Source organism: Pseudomonas shahriarae (genome assembly GCF_014268455.2).
Lineage (GTDB): Bacteria > Pseudomonadota > Gammaproteobacteria > Pseudomonadales > Pseudomonadaceae > Aquipseudomonas > Aquipseudomonas shahriarae.
Genome location: NZ_CP077085.1, coordinates 5204252 through 5227216, shown reverse-complemented (window position 1 = coordinate 5227216; position 22965 = coordinate 5204252). Strand labels below are relative to the sequence as shown.

Here is a 22965-nt window from a genome sequence, read left to right as displayed (position 1 = left end):
TGTAAAAAAGCCGGGCCCCGTTACGGGCCCGGCTTTTTTGTGTCTGCGCTCTTCATGCCGCCGTTTCGACATAAAAGTCCAGCACACTCACGCCTGTGAGCAGGTCCAGCTCCGGCAGGTCGGCATGTTGGTGCCCGCCGAGGGCGCAATACACCAGCCAGTGCCGGTCCTGGACATTGAACGCCAGGCCGCCGACCAGCGCCTCTTGCTCATCGCTGGGGGCGATCAGATACAGCCGATCCTGGTTCTGCGCGTGCAACATGACAAGCTCCCTTGTGTGCGAAGGGCAACAGAGTGGCTTGTTAAGGTGACGTTCAGGTGACGCTGTAAATTACTCGATACAGTAGTCGTCAATGGGGGAGGGAGCTGTGATGCGCAGGAGGGCGCAGTCCGTTCAGGTTTGTATCTGGATGGACACCCGGTCACTGTTACACCGAGGTTTTTTGATGTCGCTGCCGGCATTACTGCTAAATACCACTGCATTGTTGATTGCCTGCCCCGGCGCCGGGCTGCTGTTTGTGACCCGCCTGCGGGAGCAGCGGGCGATGGCCCAACTTGCCGCGCAAAGTGAAGGGCGGGCAATCGACCAGCCGATGCTGTTTCTGGATGTGCGTACCGAGCGCCGTCATCGCCTGGGCTACCGCCTCGGGTTTGCCTGTATCGGGCTGGCGCTAGTGATCTCCTGGCTCAGCACTCAATTGTAAAAATACCCCAAAACCACTGTGGGAGCGGGCTTGCTCGCAATAGCGGTGTGTCAGTCAAATAGTTATCAACTGACCCACCACCATCGCGGGCAAGCCCGCTCCCACATTGTGTTGTGTGTTGTTCACGCTATTGGCTTACAGGACAATCCCTGCTTTAACCCGATACTGATTACGCACCGGCATCGCATATTGCAGCACCAGATACGGTCGGTGCTCCGCCGGGCAGGCAATCAAGCGTCGCTCCCACTCTGCTTTCGCCTTGGCCAACTCGTCCGCCGGGAACACCTCGGCAGCCGTCGGCACCTGCAATTGCGGGTCGGCGTCGCTCCATTGTGCGTAGGCCAGGTAATGCACGGGAAATAACCGGTAGCCCCCCAGAATCTGTCGGTCCATCTCGATGGCCAACTGTTTGGTGTCTTCAAAACGCTCGACAATCGGCGGCGCGAAGTTGACGTGGACCCGGCCCTTGTAGCCCGTGATGCCCAGGGCAATGCTCACGTCATCTTCACCTGGCGCTTTGGCGTAGGTGCCGGTGGTGGCGCGGATATACAGTTCGCGCGCCTTGGCCGCGTCGCACGGGTCGTATTCGTAGCTGATGGACACCGGCGTCAGGTTCAGCGACAGGATGACGTCAGCAAACGGCTCATCCTTGCGGCTCATATGGAACATCTTGAGGATCGCCGACTCAGTGCGATCATCCCCATCCTTGGCGCGGCCTTCGGCCTGGGCAATCCAGATCGACTGGCAGTCGTTACGGATCGAATGGTTGATGTAGGCCGACAGCAGTTGGTACGCCGCCATCTTCTCGCGTCGCCCGGTAATGGAGCGATGTACGATAAAACTCTTGTTCAGGCGCATCAGATCGCTGACAAACGGCTTCTGCAGCAGGTTGTCACCGATGGCAATGCGCGGTGTTGGCAGGCCGGCGTGGTACACCGCATAGTTGACGAAGGCCGGGTCCATCACGATATCGCGGTGGTTGGCCAGGAAAACATAGGCCGTACCGGACTTGAGCTGTTCGACCCCGGTATAGGTGACGCCGTCGGTCGCCCGGTCGATGGTGTGGTCGACGTAAAACTCGACTTTGTCCTGCAAGGTGGCGACGGTGGTCACACCGGCGAACTCACGGCGCAGCTTCTGGGCGATCAGCGGCTTGAGCAGCCAGCCGAAGGCGCCGGCAAAGCGCGGGAAGCGAAAGTGGGTCAGGATGTCCAGAAAGGCCTTGTCACTGAACAGCCGGGCCAGTACTGCCGGGACTTCGCTGTCGTTGTAAGGTCGGATGGTATCGAATTCGCCCATCATGCTCTCTTGTTAGAAACGGCTAGGGTAAGTAAAGGTTTGGATCGATAAGTGACAGGGCAGGTCTGAACAAATGGCATCAAACGAAAAAGCCCTGCAAATAGACCGGCGATTATACGCACAAGTCACCTGGGAGAGACCGCGATGCTAGAACCTGCGCTGTACGATTGTCCTTATTGTGGTGAAGAGGTCGAGACATCTGTGGATTTGTCCGGCGGTGACCAGAACTATATAGAGGACTGCCAGGTGTGCTGTCGGCCGATCAATTTCTACCTGCAGGTCCACGGCGAGGAATGGATGCTCGAAGTGCGCAGCGAGAATGAATAAGGGGGGCAGCCATGCAACGAATCTACGAACCGGAAAACCTGATGGAGGGCGAGTTGCTGCAGCAAATGCTCGCCAGCGAAGGTATCGACGCCCATCTGGTGGGGCGCCATCTGCTGGGTGGTACGGGTGAACTGCCGATCTTCGGCCTGTTGGGCCTGGAAGTGGAGAACGACCAGGCTGGTGAAGCCCGCGAGTTGATTACCGCCTATATCGGCGCCCAACCGCTACCCGGCGATGAACCCGACAGCTACCCCGACGTGCTGGTCTGTTAGGCTGTCGTTCGGTTTACCCAAGAGTCGTGTTGCCCCATGTGTGGACGTTATGCCCTGTTTCGCTGGAACCCCGCCTTCGCTGCCTTGCCGGGGTTCCCGGCGGATCAACAGGCCCAGTGGAATATTTCTCCCAATGATTCGGTGCTGATCCAGCGCGCTACCGACGGCCAGCGCACCCTGGCGCGGGCCCGCTGGGGGCTGACGCCCCCCTGGTTGACTGATCTGTCCCGCACCCCGGCCCATGCCCGCGCCGAAACCCTGGCCGAACAACCGATGTTTCGCGAGGCCTTTCGCCTGCGCCGCTGCCTGCTGCCAGCCAATGGCTTTTATGAATGGCGTGGCACCCAGCGCAAGCGGCCGTACTGGCTCACGCCGGGGGAGGGCTCGACGCTGTTCTTTGCGGCGATCTGGGAGGCTTATCCGGTGCAGGAGCAGGTGTGGTTGAGCGCGGCAGTGGTGACCCAGGCCGCGCAGAGCCAGCGCCGGCCGCTGATTCTGGATGCGGCGGGGCAGGAAGCCTGGCTCGATCCCGAGACGCCGTTGCATGTGTTGCAGGGGTTGCTGGCCGGTGAGCCGGCGGCGTTGCGTGAGCGGGTGCTGGCTAACATGGTCAATGATCCGAAGCTCAATGGGCCGGAGTGTTTGACCCCGGGTTGAGGCTGGGGGTTGAGTGGGGGATTCGCTGGCGCCATCGCAGGCAAGCCAGCTCCCACATTTTGACGTGTGAATACCTTCAAATGTGGGCGCTGGTTTGCCTGCGATACGGCCCTGAAGGCCACTGAAACCTTTATACCTTGAACTGATTGATCAACCGCCGCTGCTGCTCCGCCAACTGGGTCAGCCCCGCACTGGCAGCACTGGACTCATCGGCACCGCCCGCCACCTCATTGGCCACCTGGCCGATATTGATCACATTGCGGTTGATGTCCTCGGCCACCGCACTCTGTTCCTCTGCCGCACTGGCAATCTGCGTGTTCATGTCATTGATCACCGACACGGCCTGGGTGATGGTCTCCAGGGCCTGGGCCGCCTTGGCCGCGTGCTGCACGCTTTCATCGGTACGCTGCTGGCTGTCTTCCATGACCCGTACCACGTCCCGCGTGCCTTGCTGCAATTGCTGGATCATGGCCTGGATTTCTTCGGTGGCCTTCTGGGTTTTCTGCGCCAGGTTGCGCACCTCGTCGGCCACTACCGCAAAGCCCCGGCCCTGTTCGCCAGCCCGTGCAGCTTCGATGGCGGCGTTGAGGGCCAGCAGGTTGGTCTGCTCGGCAATGCCGCGGATGGCAATCAGGATGGCATTGATGTTCTCGCTGTCCTTGGCCAGGGTCTGGACCACGCCCACTGCCTTGCCGATCTCCAGGGCCAGGGCGCCGATGGACGTGGAGGTGTCGCGCACAATCTGCATGCCCTGGCTCGCAGCCTGGTCGGCATGGGTGGCGGCTTGTGCGGCCTGGGTGGCATTGCGGGCCACGTCCTGGGCGGTGGCGGTCATCTCGTGCACGGCGGTGGCGACCTGGTCGATCTCGACCATTTGCTTGTGCACCCCGAGGTTGGTGCGGATGGCGATGTCGGCGGTGTGTTCCGACGAATCGCTGACTTTCTGCACCGAACTGACCACCTGGGTAATCATGCCCTGCAGCTTGATCAGAAAGGTATTGAAGCCGGCGGCAATCGCGCCCAGTTCGTCGGCGCGGTCACTGGTCAGGCGGCGTGTCAAATCGCCTTCGCCCTGGGCGATGTCATTGAGCATCGCCACCATCTGCTTGAGCGGCCGGGCAATGCCATGCCCCACCAGCCAGATCACCAGCAGGCCGATGCCGGCAATCACCAGACCAACCATGGTCATGCCGAAGATATCGGTTTTGCGCTGGGCGTCCAGGTCGCCCTGCAGCGCTTGCAAGTCGGCCATCACCGTGCCCAACGGCAGTTGCAGCATCAAGGTCCAGCGCGCATCGGTCTGGCCGATGTTGAAGGGCAGGAACAACTCGATCAGCCCCTGGGCCTGGTCGACGTCGTAGCGGACTTCGCCGACGTTCGGCTGGTTGAGGTGATCGATTGTATTTTTGTCGAACAGGTCGCTGGCTTTCTCTCCCAGCTTGCTGGCGTCCTTGGTATAGGCGACCAGGCGGCCATTGTTGGAAATCAGCGCCATTTCGCCGGCACCGTTGTACAGCTTCTGGTCGGCAGCGGTCAGCATTTCCTGGATGAAGTTAACCGACAGATCGGCGCCGACGATGCCCTGGAACTTTGCGTCGATCATGATCGGCTCGATAAACGAGGCCAGCATCACCGTGGTATTGCCTACGCGATAGGGCGCGGGGTCGATGACGCAGGGTTTTTGGGTTTCCTTGGAGCAGAGGTAGTACTCACTGGCGCGGATGCCGGTGGAGAGAATTTTCTGGTCGGTCAGGTCGGCGAGTTTTTCCAGGCCCAGGCTGCCGTCCTGATTGCGGAACCACCAGGGCATAAAGCGCCCGTTTGTGGGCTCTATGCCAACCACGGCGGTGTTCAGGTAGTTGGCGTCGTTGTGGTCGATGGCATTGGGTTCCCAGGCGATATAGGAGCCGAGGACTTTCGGGTTGCGCACCACGGTTTCGTGCAGCAGGTTGATCAGTTGTTCGCGGCTGACCTGCAATGGGGCGCCGCCGTTTGCGTCTTTCATGCCCATCAGTGCGTTGGTGGTGGCCAGGCCTTTGGCGGTCACCAGTGGCGCTTCCAGTTCGCGCTGGATCAGTGTGGCTTGAGTGTGGGCGAGTGCCGTGAGCCGTTGCTCGATGATCTGCTCGAATTGCGCCTGGGTGCGTGCCTGCACCATGTCCTGGGTCCGTGCGCCGGCGAACAGCGCGTACAGCACCAGGGCCGCCACGACGCTCAGCACGATGGCCCCGGCCAATGCCGCAACAGAAAACTGAATCGACTTGAATTTCATGGAAGCTCCGGGCGCTTAGGGCATCATCTGTTTTCTTATATCGGCCACAGGCGCTGCAGACATGAGGTGCTGCCCTGTAAAAGAATCAGGGGTGTCGTTTATAGAATGGTTGTGGGCGTGGGGGATGTCTGAAATCAGCGGTTATGCGTCAGGTGTATCTGGCGCAGATACAAGGGAGGGCCTAGGATATGCGCCATAATTTCAGGGAGAAGGCGCATGAAAAAATATTTGGCGGTAACGGCATTGAGCGCAGCCTTGCTGCTCGCCGGTTGCCAGTCGGTCAACACCACCAGTGGCGGCGCCGTGGGTGTGGAGCGCAAGCAGTACATGTTCAGCATGCTGTCGAGCCAGGAAGTCGACCAGATGTACGCGCAGTCGTACCAGCAGACCCTTGGCGAAGCCAGTGGCAAGGGCCTGCTGGACAAGACCAGCACCAACGCCAAACGTGTGCAGGCTATCGCCAAGCGCCTGATCGCCCAGGCTCCCACCTTCCGTCCGGATGCGGCGCAGTGGAAGTGGGAAGTGAACCTGATCAAAAGCGACGAGATGAACGCCAACTGCGGGCCTGGCGGCAAGATATTTGTCTACAGCGGGCTGATCGACACCCTCAAGTTGACCGATGATGAGCTGGCGGCGGTCATGGGCCATGAAATTGCCCACGCCCTGCGTGAACATGGCCGCGAAGCCATGTCCAAGGCCTACGGCATCGAGATGGCCAAGCAGGGCGCCGGCGCATTGTTGGGCCTGGGCCAGGACAGCATGGCGCTGGCCGATACCGTGGCCAACTACGGCATGACCTTGCCCAACAGCCGCAGCAACGAGAACGAAGCCGACCTGATCGGCCTGGAACTCTCGGCCCGCGCCGGTTACAACCCGAACGCGGCCATCACGCTCTGGAACAAAATGGCCAAGGCCTCCGAAGGCGCACCGCCTGAGTTCATGAGCACCCACCCGGCCTCCAGCAGCCGGATCGCCTCGTTGCAGGCGGCGATTCCCAAGGTGATGCCGTTGTACCAGCAGGCCAAGAAGTCCTGATAATCCAGGCCTTGTGACGATCCAAAGCTGGGAGCGGGCTTGCTCGCGATAGCGGTGGTTCAGTTAATTAATACGTGACTGATACAGCGCTATCGCAGGCAAGCCAGCTCCCACATTTGCAAAGGGTTACAACCAGCCGCTGCTTTGCATGGCCTTGTACACCGCCACCAGCGCCAGGATAAAGAACGCCGAGGCCGCCAGGCGCCGAATCAGGGTCAGCGGTAGTTTCTCCGCGGCGAAATTACCTGCCAGAACCACCGGCACGTTGGCAATCAGCATGCCCAGGGTGGTACCGATAATCACCAGCCACAACTCCGGGTATTGCGCCGCCAGCATCACCGTGGCGATCTGCGTCTTGTCCCCGATTTCTGCGATGAAGAACGCAATCAGCGTGGTCAGGAACGGCCCGAACTTGCGTGAAGTACTGGCCTCGTCATCGTCGAGCTTGTCCGGCACCAGGGTCCACAGGGCCGTGGCGCAGAAGCTCGCAGCGAGTATCCAGTGCAACACCGCATCCGAGAAGAAACTGCCAAACCAGGCACCCACGGCACCGGCGGCGGCGTGGTTGGCCAGGGTCGCGGCGATGATGCCGGCGATGATCGGCCAGGGTTTGCGAAAGCGTGCGGCGAGGATGAGCGCGAGCAATTGCGTCTTGTCGCCGATTTCGGCCAAGGCAACGATTGCGGTAGGAACGAGGAGTGAATCCAGCATCAGGTAGGTTTCCAGGGGCGGGTCGACACGGCTATGACACGTACAGCCTTCCCGCCCCGGGTAAGGTGTGCGTGTCATAGGTCTTGTCAAACCCCGGTCCGTCTGTGCGGACTCCTGGGTCGCATACGCCATGGTCTGCTGACCAAGTATGTTGACGTATGCCGGACGAGCATGTTGCTCGTGGGAGACTACTCCCCTAGGACGGAGCGGATTCTGCCTTGGCAAAATCCATTCGGCAAGCGTTCTTTTTCAAACGCCCGTCAGCCGCGCTTGGCACGGTAGATGCGAAAACCCTGGCCCTCGGCCTTGACTGCGCACACGCCCAGATGCTCTTCGATCAGTGGTTGGTACTTCAGGAAGCTGTTGGCAACTAGCCGAAGTTCGCCACCGTTTTTCAGATGTTGGCGTGCTTTTCGCAGCAGGTTTTCCGTAGCGAAATAATCCGTATGCACCCCGACATGGAACGGCGGGTTGCTCAGAATCGCATCCAGGCCCATGGGCGCGGCGTCGATGCCATCACCGGTCAGCACTTCGCCTTCCAGGCCATTGGCCTCCAGGGTCAGGCGACTGCTGGCGGTGGCGAAGGCGTCCACGTCGAGCAGCGTCACGGTGTTGTGCGGATAGCGCCGCTTGACCGCCGCGCCGAGCACGCCGGCGCCACAGCCGAAGTCCAGCAGATGACCGCTGGGCAGCTTGTCCAGGTGTTCGAGCAAAAGCGCGGTGCCGCGATCCAGGCGGCCATGGCTGAACACGCCGGGCAAGCTGACGACCTTGAGCGGCCCGTCGGCCAGTGGCACTTCAAAGACCTCGGCCAGGCTTGCCAGGTCGGGGGCTGCCGGGGCGTCGGCCACGGTGGCCAGCCACAGCTGGCAGTGCCGCGCATTGTCGAGCTTGCGTGGTTTGCCGAAGGCGTTCAGTTGTTTGGCGGCGCTTTCGATGCCGCCGCGTTTTTCGCCCACCAGGTACAACTCGGCGCCCGACAGCCGTGCCGCCACAGCCTTGAGGATGTAGTCGGCGAGGTCCTTGGACTTGGGCAGGAATACCACGGCTGTGTCGAAGGCACGCTGCGGTACATTCACCCCGAAATGGCTGCGCTCGGCAAACCGCGCATCCAGCGCCGCCTGATCGCCCGCATGCCAGCACCAGCCATGGGCATTGGGCAGGCGGCCCAGCAGGTCGTCGGCGGGCAGGCCGGCCAGTAACACATTGCCTTGAAAAAGTTCGGCCTGACGAAGCAGTACTTCACTGCGCGGATCCATGGTCTGCTCCCTGAAAAAGGAGCGCAGTTTATCAACTGACGACGCGCTGCGGTGCTCCGCTGAAAAAGCCCCGGGCGTTTTCGGTCAATTGGCCGACGATCCGTTGCCGCGCTTCGCGACTGCCCCACGCACTGTGTGGGGTGATGATCAGCCGTGGGATGTCGCTCGCCAGCAGCGGGTTGCCGGCGGTCGGCGGTTCGACGCTCAGCACATCGGTGGCCGCGCCCCCCAGATGACCGCCGCGCAGGGCGTCTGCCAAGGCCTGTTCATCAATCAGGCCACCGCGTGCGGTGTTGACCACGAACGCGCCCGGCTTGAGCAGCGCCAGTTCGCGGGCGCCGATAAAGTGCCGCGTATGTTCGTTGAGCGGGCAATGCAGGGTCAGGGCGTCGATCTGCGGCAGCAGTTCGTCCAGTGGCACCCGATCTGCGCGGGGCGGGCGACCGGGGATGGCGCCCAGCACTACGCGCATGCCAAAGGCTTCAGCCAGACGCGCGACGGCGCCGCCCAGTTCGCCATGGCCCAGTAAACCCAGGGTTTTGCCTTCCAGCTCGACAATCGGGTAGTCCAGCAGGCAGAACTGCTTGGCTTGCTGCCACAGCCCGGCATCGACGTCTTTTTGATAGTCCTTCAGGCGCGTGGCGAGGTTGAGCAGCAGCATGATCGTGTGTTGCGCCACTGACGGCGTGCCGTAACCCTGGCAGTTACTCACGGTAATGCCCTGGGTGCGGGCGGCGGCCAGGTCGACGTTGTTGGTGCCGGTGGCGGCGATCAGGATCAGTTTCAGGTCAGGGCAGGCGGCCATCGTCTGGGCGTTGATCAGGATCTTGTTACTGATCGCTACCTGGGCGCCTTGCAGGCGCTCGACCACTTGATCGGCCGAGGTCTGTTCGCACAACTGCAAGTCGCTGAAGGTCTCCCGCAACCCGCTGAGGTCAAGGTCCCCCTGGTCCAGGGAAGGGTGATCAAGGAAGACGGCGCGGCGATTGTTCGTCATCAACTGTACCTTTTGCGACAGGGTTCGAAGGCGTAATCTGCCGAGCCTACCAGATGAAATAATCAGTTACTTCTTGGAGTGTGCATGTACCTCACCGAGTTTTTGACCGTGGCGTTGATTCACCTGCTGGCCGTGGCCAGCCCCGGGCCGGACTTTGCCGTGGTGGTACGCGAGAGCGTGACCCATGGCCGGCGTGCCGGCACTTGGACGGCGTTGGGCGTCGGTTCGGCGATTTTCCTTCACGTTGGCTACTCGTTGCTCGGTATCGGTTTGATCGTGTCCCAGTCCATCGTGCTGTTCAACGCCTTGAAATGGGCGGCGGCGGCCTACCTGTTGTATATCGGCTTCAAAGCCCTGCGGGCGCAGCCGGCCAAGCCTGCCAGTGAAGAAGACTTGCACCGCGAAGTGGGCGAGCGCAGTGCCCGCGGCGCCTTTACCTCGGGCTTTGTGACCAATGGCCTGAACCCCAAGGCCACGCTGTTTTTCCTGTCGCTGTTCACCGTGGTGATCAACCCCCACACGCCGCTGGCAATCCAGGCCGGTTATGGCCTGTACCTGGCCGTGGCTACCGCCCTGTGGTTCTGCATGGTGGCCATGTTGTTCAGCCAACAGCGCGTGCGCGCCGGGTTTGCGCGCATGGGCCATTGGTTTGATCGGAGCATGGGTGCGGTGCTGATTGCCATTGGTGTGAAAGTGGCCCTCACCGAGCGCTAAAGGTGCCGCTGGCTGAATGAATGCTGGCGCAAAGCTAGCATTCATCCGGCTCTGCAAATCATTCCTTCGGCTGATTTGGCCGGCGTGCAAGGTCTCTACAGTGCAAATCCTTTAGCCAAGACCGTGCAGTCATAAAAAGGGATTCGTATGTTGCAGACTCGTGTTATCCCGCCCGCCGAAGGCGCCTACCAATACCCGCTGTTGATCAAGCGCCTGTTGATGTCGGGTGCGCGCTACGAGAAAACCCGGGAAATCGTCTACCGCGACAAGCTGCGCTACACCTACCCCACCCTGATTGAACGCGTCGCTCGCCTGGCCAATGTGCTGACCGCAGCCGGGGTCAAGGCCGGTGATACCGTGGCCGTGATGGACTGGGACAGCCACCGTTACCTGGAATGCATGTTCGCCATTCCGATGATTGGCGCGGTGATTCACACCATCAACGTGCGCCTGTCGCCAGAGCAGATCCTCTACACGATGAACCACGCCGAGGACCGCTTTGTGCTGGTCAACAGCGAGTTCGTCGGCCTGTACCAGGCCATTGCCGGCCAATTGACCACCGTCGACAAAACCCTGCTGCTGACCGATGGCGACGAGAAAACCGCCGATCTGCCCAACCTGGTAGGCGAGTACGAAACGCTATTGGCCGCTGCCAGCACGCACTACACCTTCGAGGACTTCGACGAGCATTCGGTGGCTACCACCTTCTACACCACCGGTACCACCGGTAACCCCAAGGGTGTGTATTTCACCCACCGCCAACTGGTGCTGCATACCATCGGCGTGGCGACCATCATGGGCAGCGTCGACAGCGTGCGTCTGCTGGGCACCAACGATGTGTACATGCCCATCACGCCGATGTTTCACGTCCACGCCTGGGGCTTGCCATATGTGGCGACCATGCTCGGCCTCAAGCAGGTCTACCCCGGCCGCTACGACCCGGAATACCTGGTGGAGTTGTGGCGCAAAGAGAAGGTCACGTTCTCCCACTGTGTGCCGACCATCCTGCAGATGCTGCTCAACGCCAAGGCCGCCCAGGGTGTGGATTTTGGCGGGTGGAAAATCGTGATTGGCGGCAGTGCCCTCAACCGCTCGCTGTATGAAGCAGCCAAGGCCCGTGGCATCCAGTTGACAGCGGCCTATGGCATGTCCGAGACCGGCCCGCTGGTGTCCTGTGCCCACCTCAACGAAGAACTGATGGCCGGCAGCGAAGACGAGCGCACCACCTACCGGATCAAGGCCGGTGTGCCGGGGCCGTTGGTGGAAGCCGCGATCATCGACGGGGACGGCAACTTCCTCCCGGCCGATGGCGAGTCCCAGGGCGAACTGGTGCTGCGCGCGCCATGGCTCAGCGAGGGGTATTTCAACGAGCCGCAGAAGGGCGCCGAACTCTGGGAAGGCGGCTGGATGCACACCGGCGACGTGGCCACCCTCGATGCCTTCGGTGTGATCGACATTCGCGACCGTATCAAGGACGTGATCAAGACCGGCGGCGAGTGGATTTCATCCCTGGCCCTTGAAGACCTGGTCAGCCGTCACCCGGCGGTACGCGAAGTAGCGGTGGTCGGGATTGCCGACCCGCAGTGGGGCGAGCGTCCGTTTGCCCTGTTGGTGGTCCGTGAAGGCCACGGGATTGGCGCCCGCGAACTCAAGGAACACCTCAAGCCGTATGTCGAGCAGGGCCACCTGAGCAAGTGGGCAATTCCAAGTCAGATTGCCATTGTTACGGAAATTCCCAAGACCAGCGTCGGTAAGCTGGACAAGAAACGTATCCGTATCGACATCATTGAATGGCAGGCCAATAACAGCACCTTCCTGTCCACGCTCTGAGCCCTTGTGCCGTGCCCGTTCGGGCACGGCAATGCTCTATTACAAGCCTTCGCCTTGTCATTTGCCGAATTTCAGCCATCCTCTTTTGCGTCAGCCCTCGCTGACATGGCGAAAGGGCTGTCGCAGACGGGTTGGTGATGCAAATCACACTTTAGAGGGATCAAGCGGTACCCCCTGCTGGCTATAGTCCCTCCCAGAGTTTTTCAAGGATGCGGCGCTGCGGTCCTGGGTGGTCCGGTGGCTGTCTGGCATTGGAATCGTTGTATTCCGGCCGTTACAAGCGTGTTTGAAAAGGCTCACTGCCATAACAATAAAATGCACATGGAGTAGCGTCGATGACCTCAGTAAATCAGTTCTGGCGCCGGGCGAGATTACCCCTGGCGGTCAGTCTTGCCTCGACCCTCGCCGGGCCCGCATTCGGCGTCAGTTTCAACATTGGTGAGGTCGAAGGCAGCTTCGACTCGTCCCTGTCGGTGGGGGCCAGCTGGAGCACGGCCAAGCCCGATCGCGACCTGATTGGTGTCAACAACGGTGGCAAGGGGCTGTCGCAGACCTCCGATGACGGTCACTTGAACTTCAAGCGCGGGGAGACGTTCTCGAAGATCTTCAAGGGCATCCATGACCTGGAACTGAAGTACGGCGATACCGGTGTATTCGTGCGTGGCAAATACTGGTACGACTTCGAACTCAAGGATGAAGGCCGCGAGTTCAAGGACATCAGCGACCACAATCGCAAAGAGGGCGCCAAGTCTTCCGGCGGGCAGATTCTCGATGCGTTCATCTACCACAACTACTCCATTGCCGATGCGCCGGGTTCGGTGCGTTTTGGTAAGCAAGTAGTGAGCTGGGGTGAAAGTACTTTCATTGGCGGTGGTATCAACTCCGTCAACCCGATCGACGTGTCTGCGTTCCGTCGTCCGGGCGCCGAAATCAAGGAAGGCCTGATTCCGGTCAACATGTTCTACGTGTCGCAATCCTTGACCGATAACCTGTCGGCAGAAGCGTTCTACCAGTTGGAATGGGATCAGACGATCACCGACAACTGCGGGACATTCTTCTCGCAGCCGGATGTGATTGCTGACGGCTGCAACGATAACTTGCGCTTGCTCAGCAAGCGTTCAGTGATCGCGGCGGGCGGTGGTTTGCCGTTGATGAACGCGTTTGGCGTGAACATCAATGAGGAGGGTGTGCTGGTCAAGCGTGGCCCTGATCGCGACGCACGTGATAGCGGTCAGTTCGGCGTGGCGATGCACTACAACTTTGAGCCGCTGGATACTGAGTTCGGCGCGTATTTCATGAACTATCACAGCCGTGCGCCGATTTTCAGCGCCAGGGGCGCCTCCGCTGCGACCTACGCAGCAGCTAACGCATTGACGTTTACACCTGGCGCCAGTCAGTTGCGTCCTCTCATTGTGGCCGGTAACTCCAGCTACTTTGTCGAGTACCCGGAGGATATTCGGCTGTATGGCTTGAGCTTCTCCACCACGCTGGCGACAGGGACCGCCTGGAGTGGTGAATTGAGCTATCGGCCGAATGCGCCAGTGCAACTCAATACCACCGATATTTTGTATGCGGGCGTAACGCCGCTGTTGGGCCTGGGGGACGCTTCGCCACTTAAAGGCTCTGCTGACCAGGATCTGAACGGCTACCGGCGTAAGGAAGTTACCCAGTTCCAGACGACCTTTACGCACTTCTTCGATCAAGTGATGGGAGCAAGTCGCTTGACGTTGGTCGGTGAAGTGGGCGTGACCCACGTCGGTGGCCTGGAAAGCAGTAACAAAGCACGTTACGGGCGTGATCCGGTGTATGGCCCTGGGCAAGGCGCTCTTTGTGCAACGCTTAACGGCGGAACAATTGCCGGTGCCGGACCTGGCACCGATGCCAGCAACCTTACTGCCAATTGCAACAATGATGGCTTCACTACCGCCACTTCCTGGGGCTACCGTGGCCGGGCAATCTGGGAATACCCGGATGTCTTCGCCGGCGTGAACCTCAAGCCTAACGTGGCGTGGTCCCATGATGTGAACGGTTACTCGCCAGGTCCTGGCGGCAACTTTGAAGAAGGTCGCAAAGCGGTGAGCCTGGGGCTGGACGCGGAATACCAGAACACCTACACGGCGAGCCTGGCCTACACCAACTTCTTTGGTGGCGACTACAACACCTCGGTTGACCGCGATTTCGTGGCCCTGAGTTTCGGCGCGAACTTCTAAGTACACTGCATTTCAGGAAGACCAGAACATGAAAATAACCAAAAGTCTGTTGCACGTGGGTGTGCTGGGACTGTCGATCATGGCCAGCAGCGTCATGGCGGCCGTCTCGGCGGATGAAGCCGCCAAGCTGGGCACCACGTTGACCCCGATGGGCGCGGAAATGGCCGGCAACGCTGCCGGCACCATCCCTGCCTGGAAAGCCCTGCCAACCAACGCCGGCGCCGTGGACGCCAAAGGCTTCCTGGCCAACCCGTATGCCAGCGAGCAGCCGCAGTTCATCATCACCGCGCAGAACGTCGAGCAGTACAAAGACAAGCTGGCGCCGGGGCAGTACGCGATGTTCAAGCGCTACCCTGAAACCTTCAAGATGCCGGTGTACACCACCCATCGCGGTGCCACCGTGCCGGCGCAAGTGTTCGCCTCCATCAAGAAAAACGCCACCAGCACCAACCTGGTAGGCGGTGGTAACGGCCTGGAAAACTTCGAAACCGCGATTCCGTTCCCAATCCCGAAAAGCGGGGTCGAGGTGATCTGGAACCACATCACCCGTTATCGCGGCGGCAGCGTGACACGCCTGGTAACCCAGGCCACGCCACAGGCCAACGGCTCGTACAGCCTGGTGTACTTCCAGGACCAGTTCGTGTTCCGCGACAAGATGAAGGATTACGATCCGGCAAATCCGGGCAACATCCTGTTCTACTTCAAGCAGAAAGTGACCGCTCCTGCGCGTCTGGCCGGTGGTGTATTGCTGGTGCACGAAACCCTGGACCAGGTAAAGGAACCGCGCGCCGCGTGGGTCTATAACGCCGGCCAGCGTCGTGTGCGCCGCGCGCCGCAAGTGTCCTATGACGGGCCGGGGACTGCCGCCGATGGCCTGCGGACTTCCGACAACCTCGACATGTACAACGGCGCTCCGGATCGCTACGACTGGAAGCTGGAAGGCAAGAAGGAAATCTACATCGCCTCCAACAGCTACAAACTCGACGATCCGAAGCTCAAGTACGCCGACATCATCAAGGCCGGCCACATCAACCAGGACCTGGCGCGTTATGAACTGCGCCGCGTCTGGCACGTGGTCGCCACCTTGAAGGAAGGCCAGCGCCATATCTATGCCAAGCGTGACTTCTACATCGACGAAGACACCTGGCAAGCAGCGGTGATCGACCATTACGACGGTCGTGGCCAACTGTGGCGTGTAGCGGAAGCCCATGGCGAGAACTACTACGACAAGCAAGTGCCGTGGTACGCCCTCGAAACCCTCTACGACCTGCAGTCCGGCCGCTACCTGGCCCTGGGCATGAAGAACGAAGAGAAACAGGCCTATGACTTCGGCTTCACTGCCACCACCAGCGACTTCACCCCGGCGGCTCTGCGTCAGGATGGTGTTCGCTAAACAGCGCTAGACAAGTCCGCACCTGTGGGGGTGGGCTTGTGTGGGAGCGGGCAAGTCCGCTCCCACACAAGCCCATCCCCACATTTGTTTTTGGGCATCCGGAAAATAGTTGGTTATTTCTTGTTGTAGTCTTTTTCAGACAAATGTTGCAAAGATCTACAAAGCGACGGCTTTTAACGCTAGTCTGCGGACATCTGCAATGCCGACCACAGCCTACTACAAGAGCCCGGCGATGACTGATCTGTCCCCAATCCAAGGGCCTGCCAGTGCGATAATCCCCACGCTGGAAGGGCGCTTCTACCGACCCCCGCTGCCCGATGGCTATGTGCTGCGCCCGCGTTTGTGCGAGCGCTTGAGCGCCGGCCTGGACGGGCGTCTATTACTGGTCAGCGCGCCGGCCGGGTTTGGCAAGAGCTCGCTGGCGGTGGAGTTCTGCCAAAGCCTGCCTGATCACTGGCATAGCCTGTGGCTGGGCCTCAGTTCGCGGGACAGTGATCCGGGACGCTTCCTTGAGCGCCTGCTGGAAGGTTTGCAGCAGTATTTCCCGCAGGTCGGCACCCAGGCCCTGGGTTTGTTGAAAATGCGCCAGCGCCATCAGCCGTTTGCCTTTGAAGAGTGGCTTGATGGCCTGCTCGACGAATTGACCGTCCACCTGTCCACACGTACCCCGTTACTACTGGTGCTGGATGACTACCACCTGGCCCAGGGCCCGGTGCTGGATCGCTGCCTGCAATTCTTTCTCAACCATTTGCCCGATGGCCTGTTGGTGCTGGTCACCAGCCGCCAGCGTCCCGACTGGCATTTGGCACGGTTGCGTTTGTCCCGGCATCTGCTGGAGTTGCATGAACAAGACCTGCGCCTGACCAACGACGAATCCCTGGCCTTGCTCGAGAGTCATAGCAGCTCGTTGCGCGGTGAAGCCTTGGACAACCTGATCCGTCGCAGCGAAGGCTGGGTGGCCGGCCTGCGTTTCTGGTTGCTGGCGGCCTCCGAAGCCGGCAACGAGGCCGACTTGCCCCAGGGCCTGCATGGTGGGGAGGGGCTGATCCGTGACTATCTGCTGGAAGAGGTGATCGACTGCCTGCCGCCGGAAGTCCAGGCCTTCCTTTACGACACGGCCTCCCAGGAGCGTTTTTGCAGCGAGTTGTGCGATGCCGTGCGCGAGGCCCATGACAGCGCGGAAATCCTGCGCTACCTGCAAGCCCATCAGGTGTTCCTGGTGCCGCTGGACGAGCAGGGCCACTGGTACCGTTATCACCACCTGTTTTCCGATTTACTGCGCACCCGGCGCTCGCCAAATGCGATGTTGCCGGCCGCCAGCCTGCACCTGCGCGCCTGCCGCTGGTTCAACGCCCAGGGCTTGCTCGATGAGGCCGTGGAGCAAGCACTGCGTGCCGGGCATCCGGATGTGGCGGCGAATCTGGTGCAGAACCTGTCCGAAGAACAACTGCTGGCCGAGCAGAACGTCGGCATGCTCCTGCGCTGGAAGATGGACTTGCCCGACAGCCTGTTGATCAGCACGCCGCGCTTGATCGTGCTCTATAGCTGGGCGCTGGGGCTGGCTTGCCAGTTGGATGCGGCGGAAGAGTTGTCCAGCCATCTCAGCCGCTTCCTGCCGGCACCGTCGGCCACTGCGCAGAAGTCGATGCTCGCCCAGTGGCTGGCCCTCAGCGGCATCATCGCCCGTGGGCGCGGCGACCGGGAACTGACCCACTTGTATTGCACAGAGGCCCTGGAAAGCCTGCCGCACAAGCGTTACGGCCAGCGTTTGATGTGCCTGTCGACCTTGTCGAACCTGGCCATCGTCGACGCCGACCTGTGGCGTGCGCGGGGCTTGAATCGCGAATCCCTGGAACTGGCGCAACGCGTCGGCAACCCGCTGTTCGAGGCCCTGGCCCATTACGACCGGGCACGGGTGCTGCAGGCGCGTGGGGAAATCCTGCGTTCCCTGGAGGAGGTGCGCGAGGGCCTGCAACGCTTGCAGGGCCTGGCATCCCAGCGCCTGTATGCGGTGCGCGCACGCCTGTCGTTGTATGAAGGGTTCCTGCTGCTGATGCGTTGCCAGCCGGAGGCCGGCCTGTTGCGTTTGCGTACAGGGCTTGCCGAAGCCCGCGCCTGCCGGGATATCAGCGTGTTGATCGGCTACTGTGTCATCGCCAACCTTGAGGGGCGCCGTGGCGATTTTCCCAAGGCCTTTGCCGAACTGGCCGAAGCCGAGCGCTTGATGCATATCTGGGACGTGCCGCCGATCTACTACCTGGCCATGATCACCCTGATCAAATGCGAGTTGTGGCTGGCCCAGGGCCGTACCGACCTGGCCGATGCCTGGCTGGTGCGCCTGGGGCAAACCTATAACGGCGAGCAGGCTGCCGCCGCCCCGGAGTTTCATCCGCACCTGGCGCAACATATCGAACTGCAACAGGCGGCCCTGGATGCTATTCGTGGCCAGTGCGAAAGCGCCCGGCGTCGACTCGATGGGTTGGCGCGGCAAGCCGAAGGCAAAGGCCAGCAGATGATCGCGGTGATGGCCCTGAACCAGCACGTGCTGTTGTTGCTGGATGACGGCCAGGCAATGTCAGCCCGGCCGCTGTTTGCCCGCGCCTTGCAAATGGCCAGCGGTGGCGCGTTGCAACCCTTCCAGCGCCTGTTGGAACGTTATCCCGACTGGGTACGCGAGCAACTGGGCCAGGCGCCGAACGATTTGATGCGGCAAAGCCTCTGGGCCCTGCTGCCGGCGGTTGCCCCGCGCGAGCCAGTCGAAACCAGCCATTCCAGCGAAACCTTGAGCGCCCGTGAGCTGGCAGTGCTGCAGTTGATCGCCCAAGGGTGCTCCAACCAGGAAATCAGCAACCAGCTGTTTATCTCGCTGCACACCGTCAAGACCCACGCCAGTCATATCAACAGCAAACTGGGGGTCGAGCGCCGCACCCAGGCAGTCGCGCGGGCGCAGGAGATGGGGTTGTTGGGGTAAGGGGGAGACTTGCGCCGTAAAAGCCGGATAATGGCGGCCAATTCGTTTGCTCCGCTATTCTGGTAATCCCGCATGGAAATCAAGGTCAATTTTCTCGACAACCTCCGGCTTGAAGCCAAGTTCGATGACTTCACCGTGGTGGCCGACCAGCCGATTCGCTACAAGGGCGATGGCTCGGCCCCCGGTCCGTTCGACTACTTCCTGGCTTCGTCGGCGTTGTGTGCGGCTTACTTTGTGAAGTTGTACTGCAGCACGCGCAATATCCCCACGGACAATATCCGCCTGTCGCAGAACAATATTGTCGACCCGGAAAACCGCTACAACCAGATCTTCAAGATTCAGGTCGAGTTGCCGGCGGATATTTCCGACAAGGATCGCCAGGGCATCCTGCGCTCCATTGACCGCTGCACGGTCAAGAAAGTGGTACAGGCCGGGCCCGAGTTTGTTATCGAAGAGGTGGAAAACCTCGACGCCGACGCCCAGGCGTTGCTGATGCCGGCGGCTGCGTCAGACGCGGGCACCTTCATCGCGGGCAAGGACCTGCCGCTGGAGCAGACCATCGCCAACATGTCGGCCATTCTCGCGGGCCTGGGCATGAAGATTGAAATCGCCTCGTGGCGCAATATCGTGCCCAATGTCTGGTCGTTGCATATCCGCGATGCCCATTCGCCGATGTGCTTTACCAACGGCAAGGGCGCGACCAAGGAAGGCGCACTGGCGTCGGCCCTGGGAGAGTTTATCGAGCGCCTGAACTGCAATTTCTTCTACAACGACCAGTTCTGGGGCGAAGACATCGCCAACGCGGCGTTTGTGCATTACCCGGAGGAGCGCTGGTTCAAGCCCGGCCGTAAAGACGCGCTGCCGACGGAAATCCTCGACGAGTACTGCCTGAAAATCTACAACCGCGATGGCGAGTTGCGCGGCTCACACCTGATCGATACCAACTCCGGCAATGAAGAACGTGGCATCGTCTCACTGCCGTTTGTGCGTCAGTCTGACGGCGAGGTGGTGTATTTCCCCTCCAACCTCATCGAAAACCTCTACCTGAGCAACGGCATGAGTGCCGGTAACACCTTGGCTGAGGCCCAGGTGCAGTGCCTGTCGGAGATTTTCGAGCGTGCGGTGAAGCGCGAAATCATTGAAGGTGAATTCGCCTTGCCGGATGTCCCGGCTGAAGTGCTGGCCAAATACCCAAGCATCCTCGCCGGTATCCAGGCCCTGGAAGAGCAGGGTTTCCCGGTGCTGGTCAAGGATGCGTCCCTGGGCGGCGAGTTCCCGGTGATGTGCGTGACCCTGATGAACCCGCGCACCGGCGGCGTATTTGCCTCGTTTGGCGCCCACCCAAGCCTGGAAGTGGCGCTGGAGCGAAGCCTTACCGAGTTGCTTCAGGGCCGCAGCTTCGAAGGCCTGAACGACTTGCCGCAGCCGACCTTTGAAGGGCATGCGGTGACCGAGCCGAACAACTTTGTCGAGCACTTCATCGACTCCAGCGGCGTGGTGTCGTGGCGCTTCTTCAGTGCCAAGTCCGATTACGCGTTCGTGGAGTGGGATTTTTCCGGCCAGGGCGAAGACTCCAACGCCGAAGAGGCCGCGACTTTGTTCGGTATTCTCGAAGGCATGGGCAAGCAGGTCTACATGGCGGTGTACGAGCATATCGGCGCCAAGGCCTGCCGCATCCTAGTGCCGGACTATTCGGAAATCTATCCGGTTGACGACCTGATCTGGGATAACACCAACAAGGCGTTGTTCTTCCGCGCCGATATCCTCAACTTGCACAGCCTGGATGAAGACGGCCTGCAAGCGCTGGTCGAGCGCCTGGTGGAAAGTGAACTGGATGATTACACCGATATCACCACCCTGATCGGCATCGAATTTGACGACAACACGGCTTGGGGCCAGTTGACGATCCTTGAGTTGAAGCTGCTGATCTATCTCGCCTTGCAGCAGTATGAAGAGGCGAAGGAAGCGGTGGAGATGTTCCTGCAATACAACGACAACACCGTCGAACGCGGCCTGTTCTACCAGGCAGTGAATGCGGTGCTGGAGATGCAGTTGGACGAGGATTTGGAGCTGGAAGACTACGAGGCCAACTTCCGCCGGATGTTTGGCAACGAGCGCATGGACGCCGCCATTGGTTCGGTGGAGGGCAGCGTGCGGTTCCATGGTTTGACCCCGACCAGCATGAAGCTCGAAGGCCTGGATCGACACCTGCGGCTGATCGACAGCTACAAAAAACTGCACGCCGCACGGGCCAACAGCTAGAAGGGAGTCCTTATGCACGCCACAACCCCCGACTGATCCGCGAAACCTTCCCCGTCGGCCCTTTGCAGTGCAACTGCACAATCATCGGCGGGTCACCAAGAAGGCCATCGTGGTCGATCCGTATGGCAACCATGAGCTGATCCTGGCGCGGCGCGGCTCGACGCGCTGGGCCTGGGCCTTAAGGTGGTGAGCATCATCCACACCGATGCGCACCTGGACCACTTCCTGGCTTCCGGCCAGTTGAAAGACAAGACCTGCGCCACGCTGCACCTGCACAAGGAAGATTGTCTTTCTGGGCTGCCCAATACGCTTGGTTTTAGCAACTGAAAAAGTAATCCGAATCGCTCAATCACGAAGCCAAATGTCATAAGCGAAAGACTGGTTCGGTTCCAAGCCGGCAAGGCTCCCTCAGCGGCAAAAAACACTCATGGATCGTTCAGGTCAGATATTAAGTTATCCTTGTTTGAACGATTGTAGATTCGATTCCGGTCAGCTAGCAGCGATTGTTAAATTTATAAGTAAGACACGTAGACGTGTAGATGTTTTTTTCTTACTTAGGCTCCATATGTAGTGGTCTAATAAAAATTGAAATGCTCTAGTGTTCGGCTCAAGGATCGAATGTTGTAGGCTTAACAGAAATACCGCTCACCCAGAATGGGTATTTTTTTGCGTTCCTAAGTTAATCATTTGTTGTCTCTATGATTCGGCGTAGAGTAAATGCACCGCGCAACTCTCCTAGAGCAAAGCCGCGGGCTTTATCCTGTGGGTATCGTTGATCTATTACCGCAGCCAGTTCCGGCTTTAGCTCCTTACCATGGCATCCTAAACACGCCTCACCTGTGGGAATAGCCTTCATCATTCGGAATTCACCCTTTACGATTTCCGAATACGCTAAACCAGATAATGCTTCACCTGCCGCAGCGCGCTTAACAAACTGCTCAAGGATCTGCCTTTCCCAAACATCTGGCGCGTTATCCGGATTTCGAACCTTTAATGCTGTCCGACCCACAACCCACGGTGTTTGACTATGCTGATCAGCAATTTGTGGTGCGAGCAACTGGCAAGCCTCAACGGCGTTAACCGCTCCGCCTGTTTGCATCGCTGATTTCACGGTGTCCATAAGATGCTGCTGGAAGGGGGGAATAAGAGTAGCCCCTTCAGCAGTCATCTTTTCGAGGTCGTCAGCATAGGCTGCAACGCTCAATGCTCCGCTCAGAAAAATCGTTACCATCCGCATATCAATTTCCTCATACTTTTCTCGATCGAACTGTTGGGGTTAACAAACATGGCCTTGACGGGGTGGTGAGTCACGATCTAAAACGTGCATCTGCCCTTGTCAGGTAGCGACGGTATTGACGCATGCCAATTATTTAAGTGAGTCAATTAACGACAGCAACTCAGAGCACGTTAAGAGTCATTTTCAGGTAGCAAGTGCCACTTCCTTAAAATGGAGGTAACTGACCGGCCCGCATGTTCACTTGCACGGATGGGTGGATAAGTGTCGGCGTACCGAAGGTGGCATTCCGCGCTTGGCGCATAGCAACGAAATCTGCTTCGCTGGTGCCCATGATGCACATGGACGTTATGAGTTCGTTGCTCTGCAATGGTTGTTTCATTGCGGTATTCATCTCGACCCGGGACCTTATAGTCGGGTCACTGACAACATAGCTATAGGTATGCTTAGCGGAGTCAAAAAAAGCTTCTACATGTGGTTTCATGATGGAATTCTCTTTTCGATATACGAAGTGGAGTGCTGATCTACCAACGGGCTCTGGTAAGGAACCGTGATCAGTGCTGCGATCTAAACCACCAGGGGCACCTTCAGGCGCCCGCTAGTGTGCAACGGTTGCCGCTCAGCAACGGTTACAGGTTTTGATGCCTAGCAACGTATAGACAGGGCAGAAACGGAAAATGCCAGTGGCCAGCGGCACCAAACCTATCCAACCCCACACGCCGATCACACCGGATAGACTGAGGCCAATGAGAAGCAGACCAGCGACAACGCGCAGGCTACGGTCAATGGTTCCAATGTTCGCTTTCATGGCGATCTCC

General features: G+C 59.7%; 19 protein-coding genes, 4 pseudogenes and 1 riboswitch. Of the genes and pseudogenes, 12 read left to right on the top strand and 11 right to left on the bottom strand.

All coding sequences use genetic code 11. The features are described 5' to 3' along the window. Positions 1-52: 52 nt before the first annotated feature. Positions 53-262, bottom strand: a complete 210-nt coding sequence (locus HU773_RS23300) for a hypothetical protein (RefSeq protein WP_008434269.1) — start codon at positions 260-262, stop codon at positions 53-55. Between the two features lie 184 nt (positions 263-446). On the opposite strand from HU773_RS23300, the gene HU773_RS23295 reads away from it, so the two are divergent. Further along, complete coding sequence (locus HU773_RS23295; protein ID WP_057958469.1) at positions 447-704, top strand: hypothetical protein; 258 nt, start codon at positions 447-449, stop codon at positions 702-704. Positions 705-839: 135 nt separating this feature from the next. Here HU773_RS23295 and HU773_RS23290 read toward each other — a convergent pair whose 3' ends face one another. Continuing rightward, the gene (locus HU773_RS23290) at positions 840-2003 is read right to left on the bottom strand and encodes a 1-acyl-sn-glycerol-3-phosphate acyltransferase (protein WP_186625286.1); all 1164 of its coding nucleotides are present in this window, start codon (positions 2001-2003) and stop codon (positions 840-842) included. Positions 2004-2147: 144 nt separating this feature from the next. Here HU773_RS23290 and HU773_RS23285 point away from each other — a divergent pair, with 144 nt between their 5' ends. From HU773_RS23285 to HU773_RS23275, 3 genes are read left to right on the top strand one after another with little or no spacing between them, the layout of a single operon-like run. Next, a complete protein-coding gene (locus HU773_RS23285) occupies positions 2148-2330 on the top strand; it encodes a CPXCG motif-containing cysteine-rich protein (RefSeq protein ID WP_057438139.1) in 183 nt (60 codons plus the stop codon). Positions 2331-2341: 11 nt separating this feature from the next. Next, complete coding sequence (locus HU773_RS23280; RefSeq protein ID WP_057444473.1) at positions 2342-2602, top strand: putative signal transducing protein; 261 nt, start codon at positions 2342-2344, stop codon at positions 2600-2602. Positions 2603-2638: 36 nt separating this feature from the next. Further along, positions 2639-3259: an SOS response-associated peptidase gene (locus HU773_RS23275; RefSeq protein ID WP_057438144.1), complete on the top strand. Its 621-nt coding sequence runs from the start codon at positions 2639-2641 to the stop codon at positions 3257-3259. 130 nt (positions 3260-3389) lie between these two features. On the opposite strand, the gene HU773_RS27905 is transcribed toward HU773_RS23275, so the two are convergent. Both HU773_RS27905 and HU773_RS27900 read right to left on the bottom strand, forming a co-directional pair. Continuing rightward, positions 3390-4133 carry a methyl-accepting chemotaxis protein gene (locus HU773_RS27905; RefSeq protein ID WP_390897828.1) on the bottom strand — a complete coding sequence of 248 codons (744 nt, stop codon included), beginning with the start codon at positions 4131-4133 and terminating at the stop codon, positions 3390-3392. 114 nt (positions 4134-4247) lie between these two features. Beyond that, positions 4248-4442: pseudogene (locus HU773_RS27900) on the bottom strand (HAMP domain-containing protein); the annotation flags it as partial. 1305 nt (positions 4443-5747) lie between these two features. Between HU773_RS27900 and HU773_RS23265 the strand changes: the two are divergent. Further along, positions 5748-6566: a M48 family metallopeptidase gene (locus HU773_RS23265; RefSeq protein WP_057958473.1), complete on the top strand. Its 819-nt coding sequence runs from the start codon at positions 5748-5750 to the stop codon at positions 6564-6566. Positions 6567-6692: 126 nt separating this feature from the next. On the opposite strand, the gene HU773_RS23260 is transcribed toward HU773_RS23265, so the two are convergent. The 3 genes from HU773_RS23260 to HU773_RS23250 all read right to left on the bottom strand — a co-directional run bounded on the left by HU773_RS23260 (position 6693) and on the right by HU773_RS23250 (position 9533). Continuing rightward, positions 6693-7277: a TMEM165/GDT1 family protein gene (locus HU773_RS23260; RefSeq protein ID WP_057438151.1), complete on the bottom strand. Its 585-nt coding sequence runs from the start codon at positions 7275-7277 to the stop codon at positions 6693-6695. A gap of 88 nt (positions 7278-7365) precedes the next feature. Beyond that, positions 7366-7487: riboswitch (yybP-ykoY riboswitch) on the bottom strand. A 50-nt stretch (positions 7488-7537) separates the two neighbouring features. Then, positions 7538-8536 carry a methyltransferase gene (locus tag HU773_RS23255; protein WP_057958474.1) on the bottom strand — a complete coding sequence of 333 codons (999 nt, stop codon included), beginning with the start codon at positions 8534-8536 and terminating at the stop codon, positions 7538-7540. A gap of 31 nt (positions 8537-8567) precedes the next feature. Further along, a complete protein-coding gene (locus HU773_RS23250; protein ID WP_128592808.1) occupies positions 8568-9533 on the bottom strand; it encodes a 2-hydroxyacid dehydrogenase in 966 nt (321 codons plus the stop codon). A gap of 84 nt (positions 9534-9617) precedes the next feature. Here HU773_RS23250 and HU773_RS23245 point away from each other — a divergent pair, with 84 nt between their 5' ends. From HU773_RS23245 to HU773_RS23215, 7 genes and pseudogenes are all read left to right on the top strand, one after another. Continuing rightward, positions 9618-10247, top strand: a complete 630-nt coding sequence (locus tag HU773_RS23245; protein WP_057438156.1) for a LysE family translocator — start codon at positions 9618-9620, stop codon at positions 10245-10247. Between the two features lie 147 nt (positions 10248-10394). Beyond that, entirely contained in the window at positions 10395-12077 is a 1683-nt protein-coding gene (locus tag HU773_RS23240) for a fatty acid--CoA ligase (protein ID WP_057438159.1), read from the top strand. Positions 12078-12412: 335 nt separating this feature from the next. Then, on the top strand, positions 12413-14287 hold the full coding sequence (locus HU773_RS23235) for a DUF1302 domain-containing protein (RefSeq protein ID WP_057958477.1): 1875 nt from the start codon (positions 12413-12415) through the stop codon (positions 14285-14287). Between the two features lie 28 nt (positions 14288-14315). Then, on the top strand, positions 14316-15680 hold the full coding sequence (locus HU773_RS23230) for a DUF1329 domain-containing protein (protein WP_057958478.1): 1365 nt from the start codon (positions 14316-14318) through the stop codon (positions 15678-15680). Between the two features lie 232 nt (positions 15681-15912). Further along, entirely contained in the window at positions 15913-18651 is a 2739-nt protein-coding gene (locus HU773_RS23225) for a winged helix-turn-helix domain-containing protein (protein ID WP_186625282.1), read from the top strand. Between the two features lie 72 nt (positions 18652-18723). Further along, positions 18724-20913, top strand: coding sequence for an OsmC domain/YcaO domain-containing protein (locus tag HU773_RS23220; RefSeq protein ID WP_120734133.1), 2190 nt, complete (start codon positions 18724-18726; stop codon positions 20911-20913). A 32-nt stretch (positions 20914-20945) separates the two neighbouring features. Next, positions 20946-21198, top strand: a pseudogene (locus HU773_RS23215) (MBL fold metallo-hydrolase); the annotation flags it as partial. 59 nt (positions 21199-21257) lie between these two features. On the opposite strand, the pseudogene HU773_RS23210 reads toward HU773_RS23215, so the two are convergent. The 4 genes and pseudogenes from HU773_RS23210 to HU773_RS23195 all read right to left on the bottom strand — a co-directional run. Then, positions 21258-21338, bottom strand: a pseudogene (locus tag HU773_RS23210) (hypothetical protein); the annotation flags it as partial. A gap of 254 nt (positions 21339-21592) precedes the next feature. Continuing rightward, positions 21593-22150, bottom strand: coding sequence for a Tll0287-like domain-containing protein (locus HU773_RS23205; protein ID WP_057958481.1), 558 nt, complete (start codon positions 22148-22150; stop codon positions 21593-21595). Positions 22151-22355: 205 nt separating this feature from the next. Continuing rightward, positions 22356-22563, bottom strand: a pseudogene (locus HU773_RS23200) (MBL fold metallo-hydrolase); the annotation flags it as partial. 203 nt (positions 22564-22766) lie between these two features. Further along, positions 22767-22955: a YgaP family membrane protein gene (locus HU773_RS23195; RefSeq protein WP_081044184.1), complete on the bottom strand. Its 189-nt coding sequence runs from the start codon at positions 22953-22955 to the stop codon at positions 22767-22769. Positions 22956-22965: the final 10 nt, after the last annotated feature.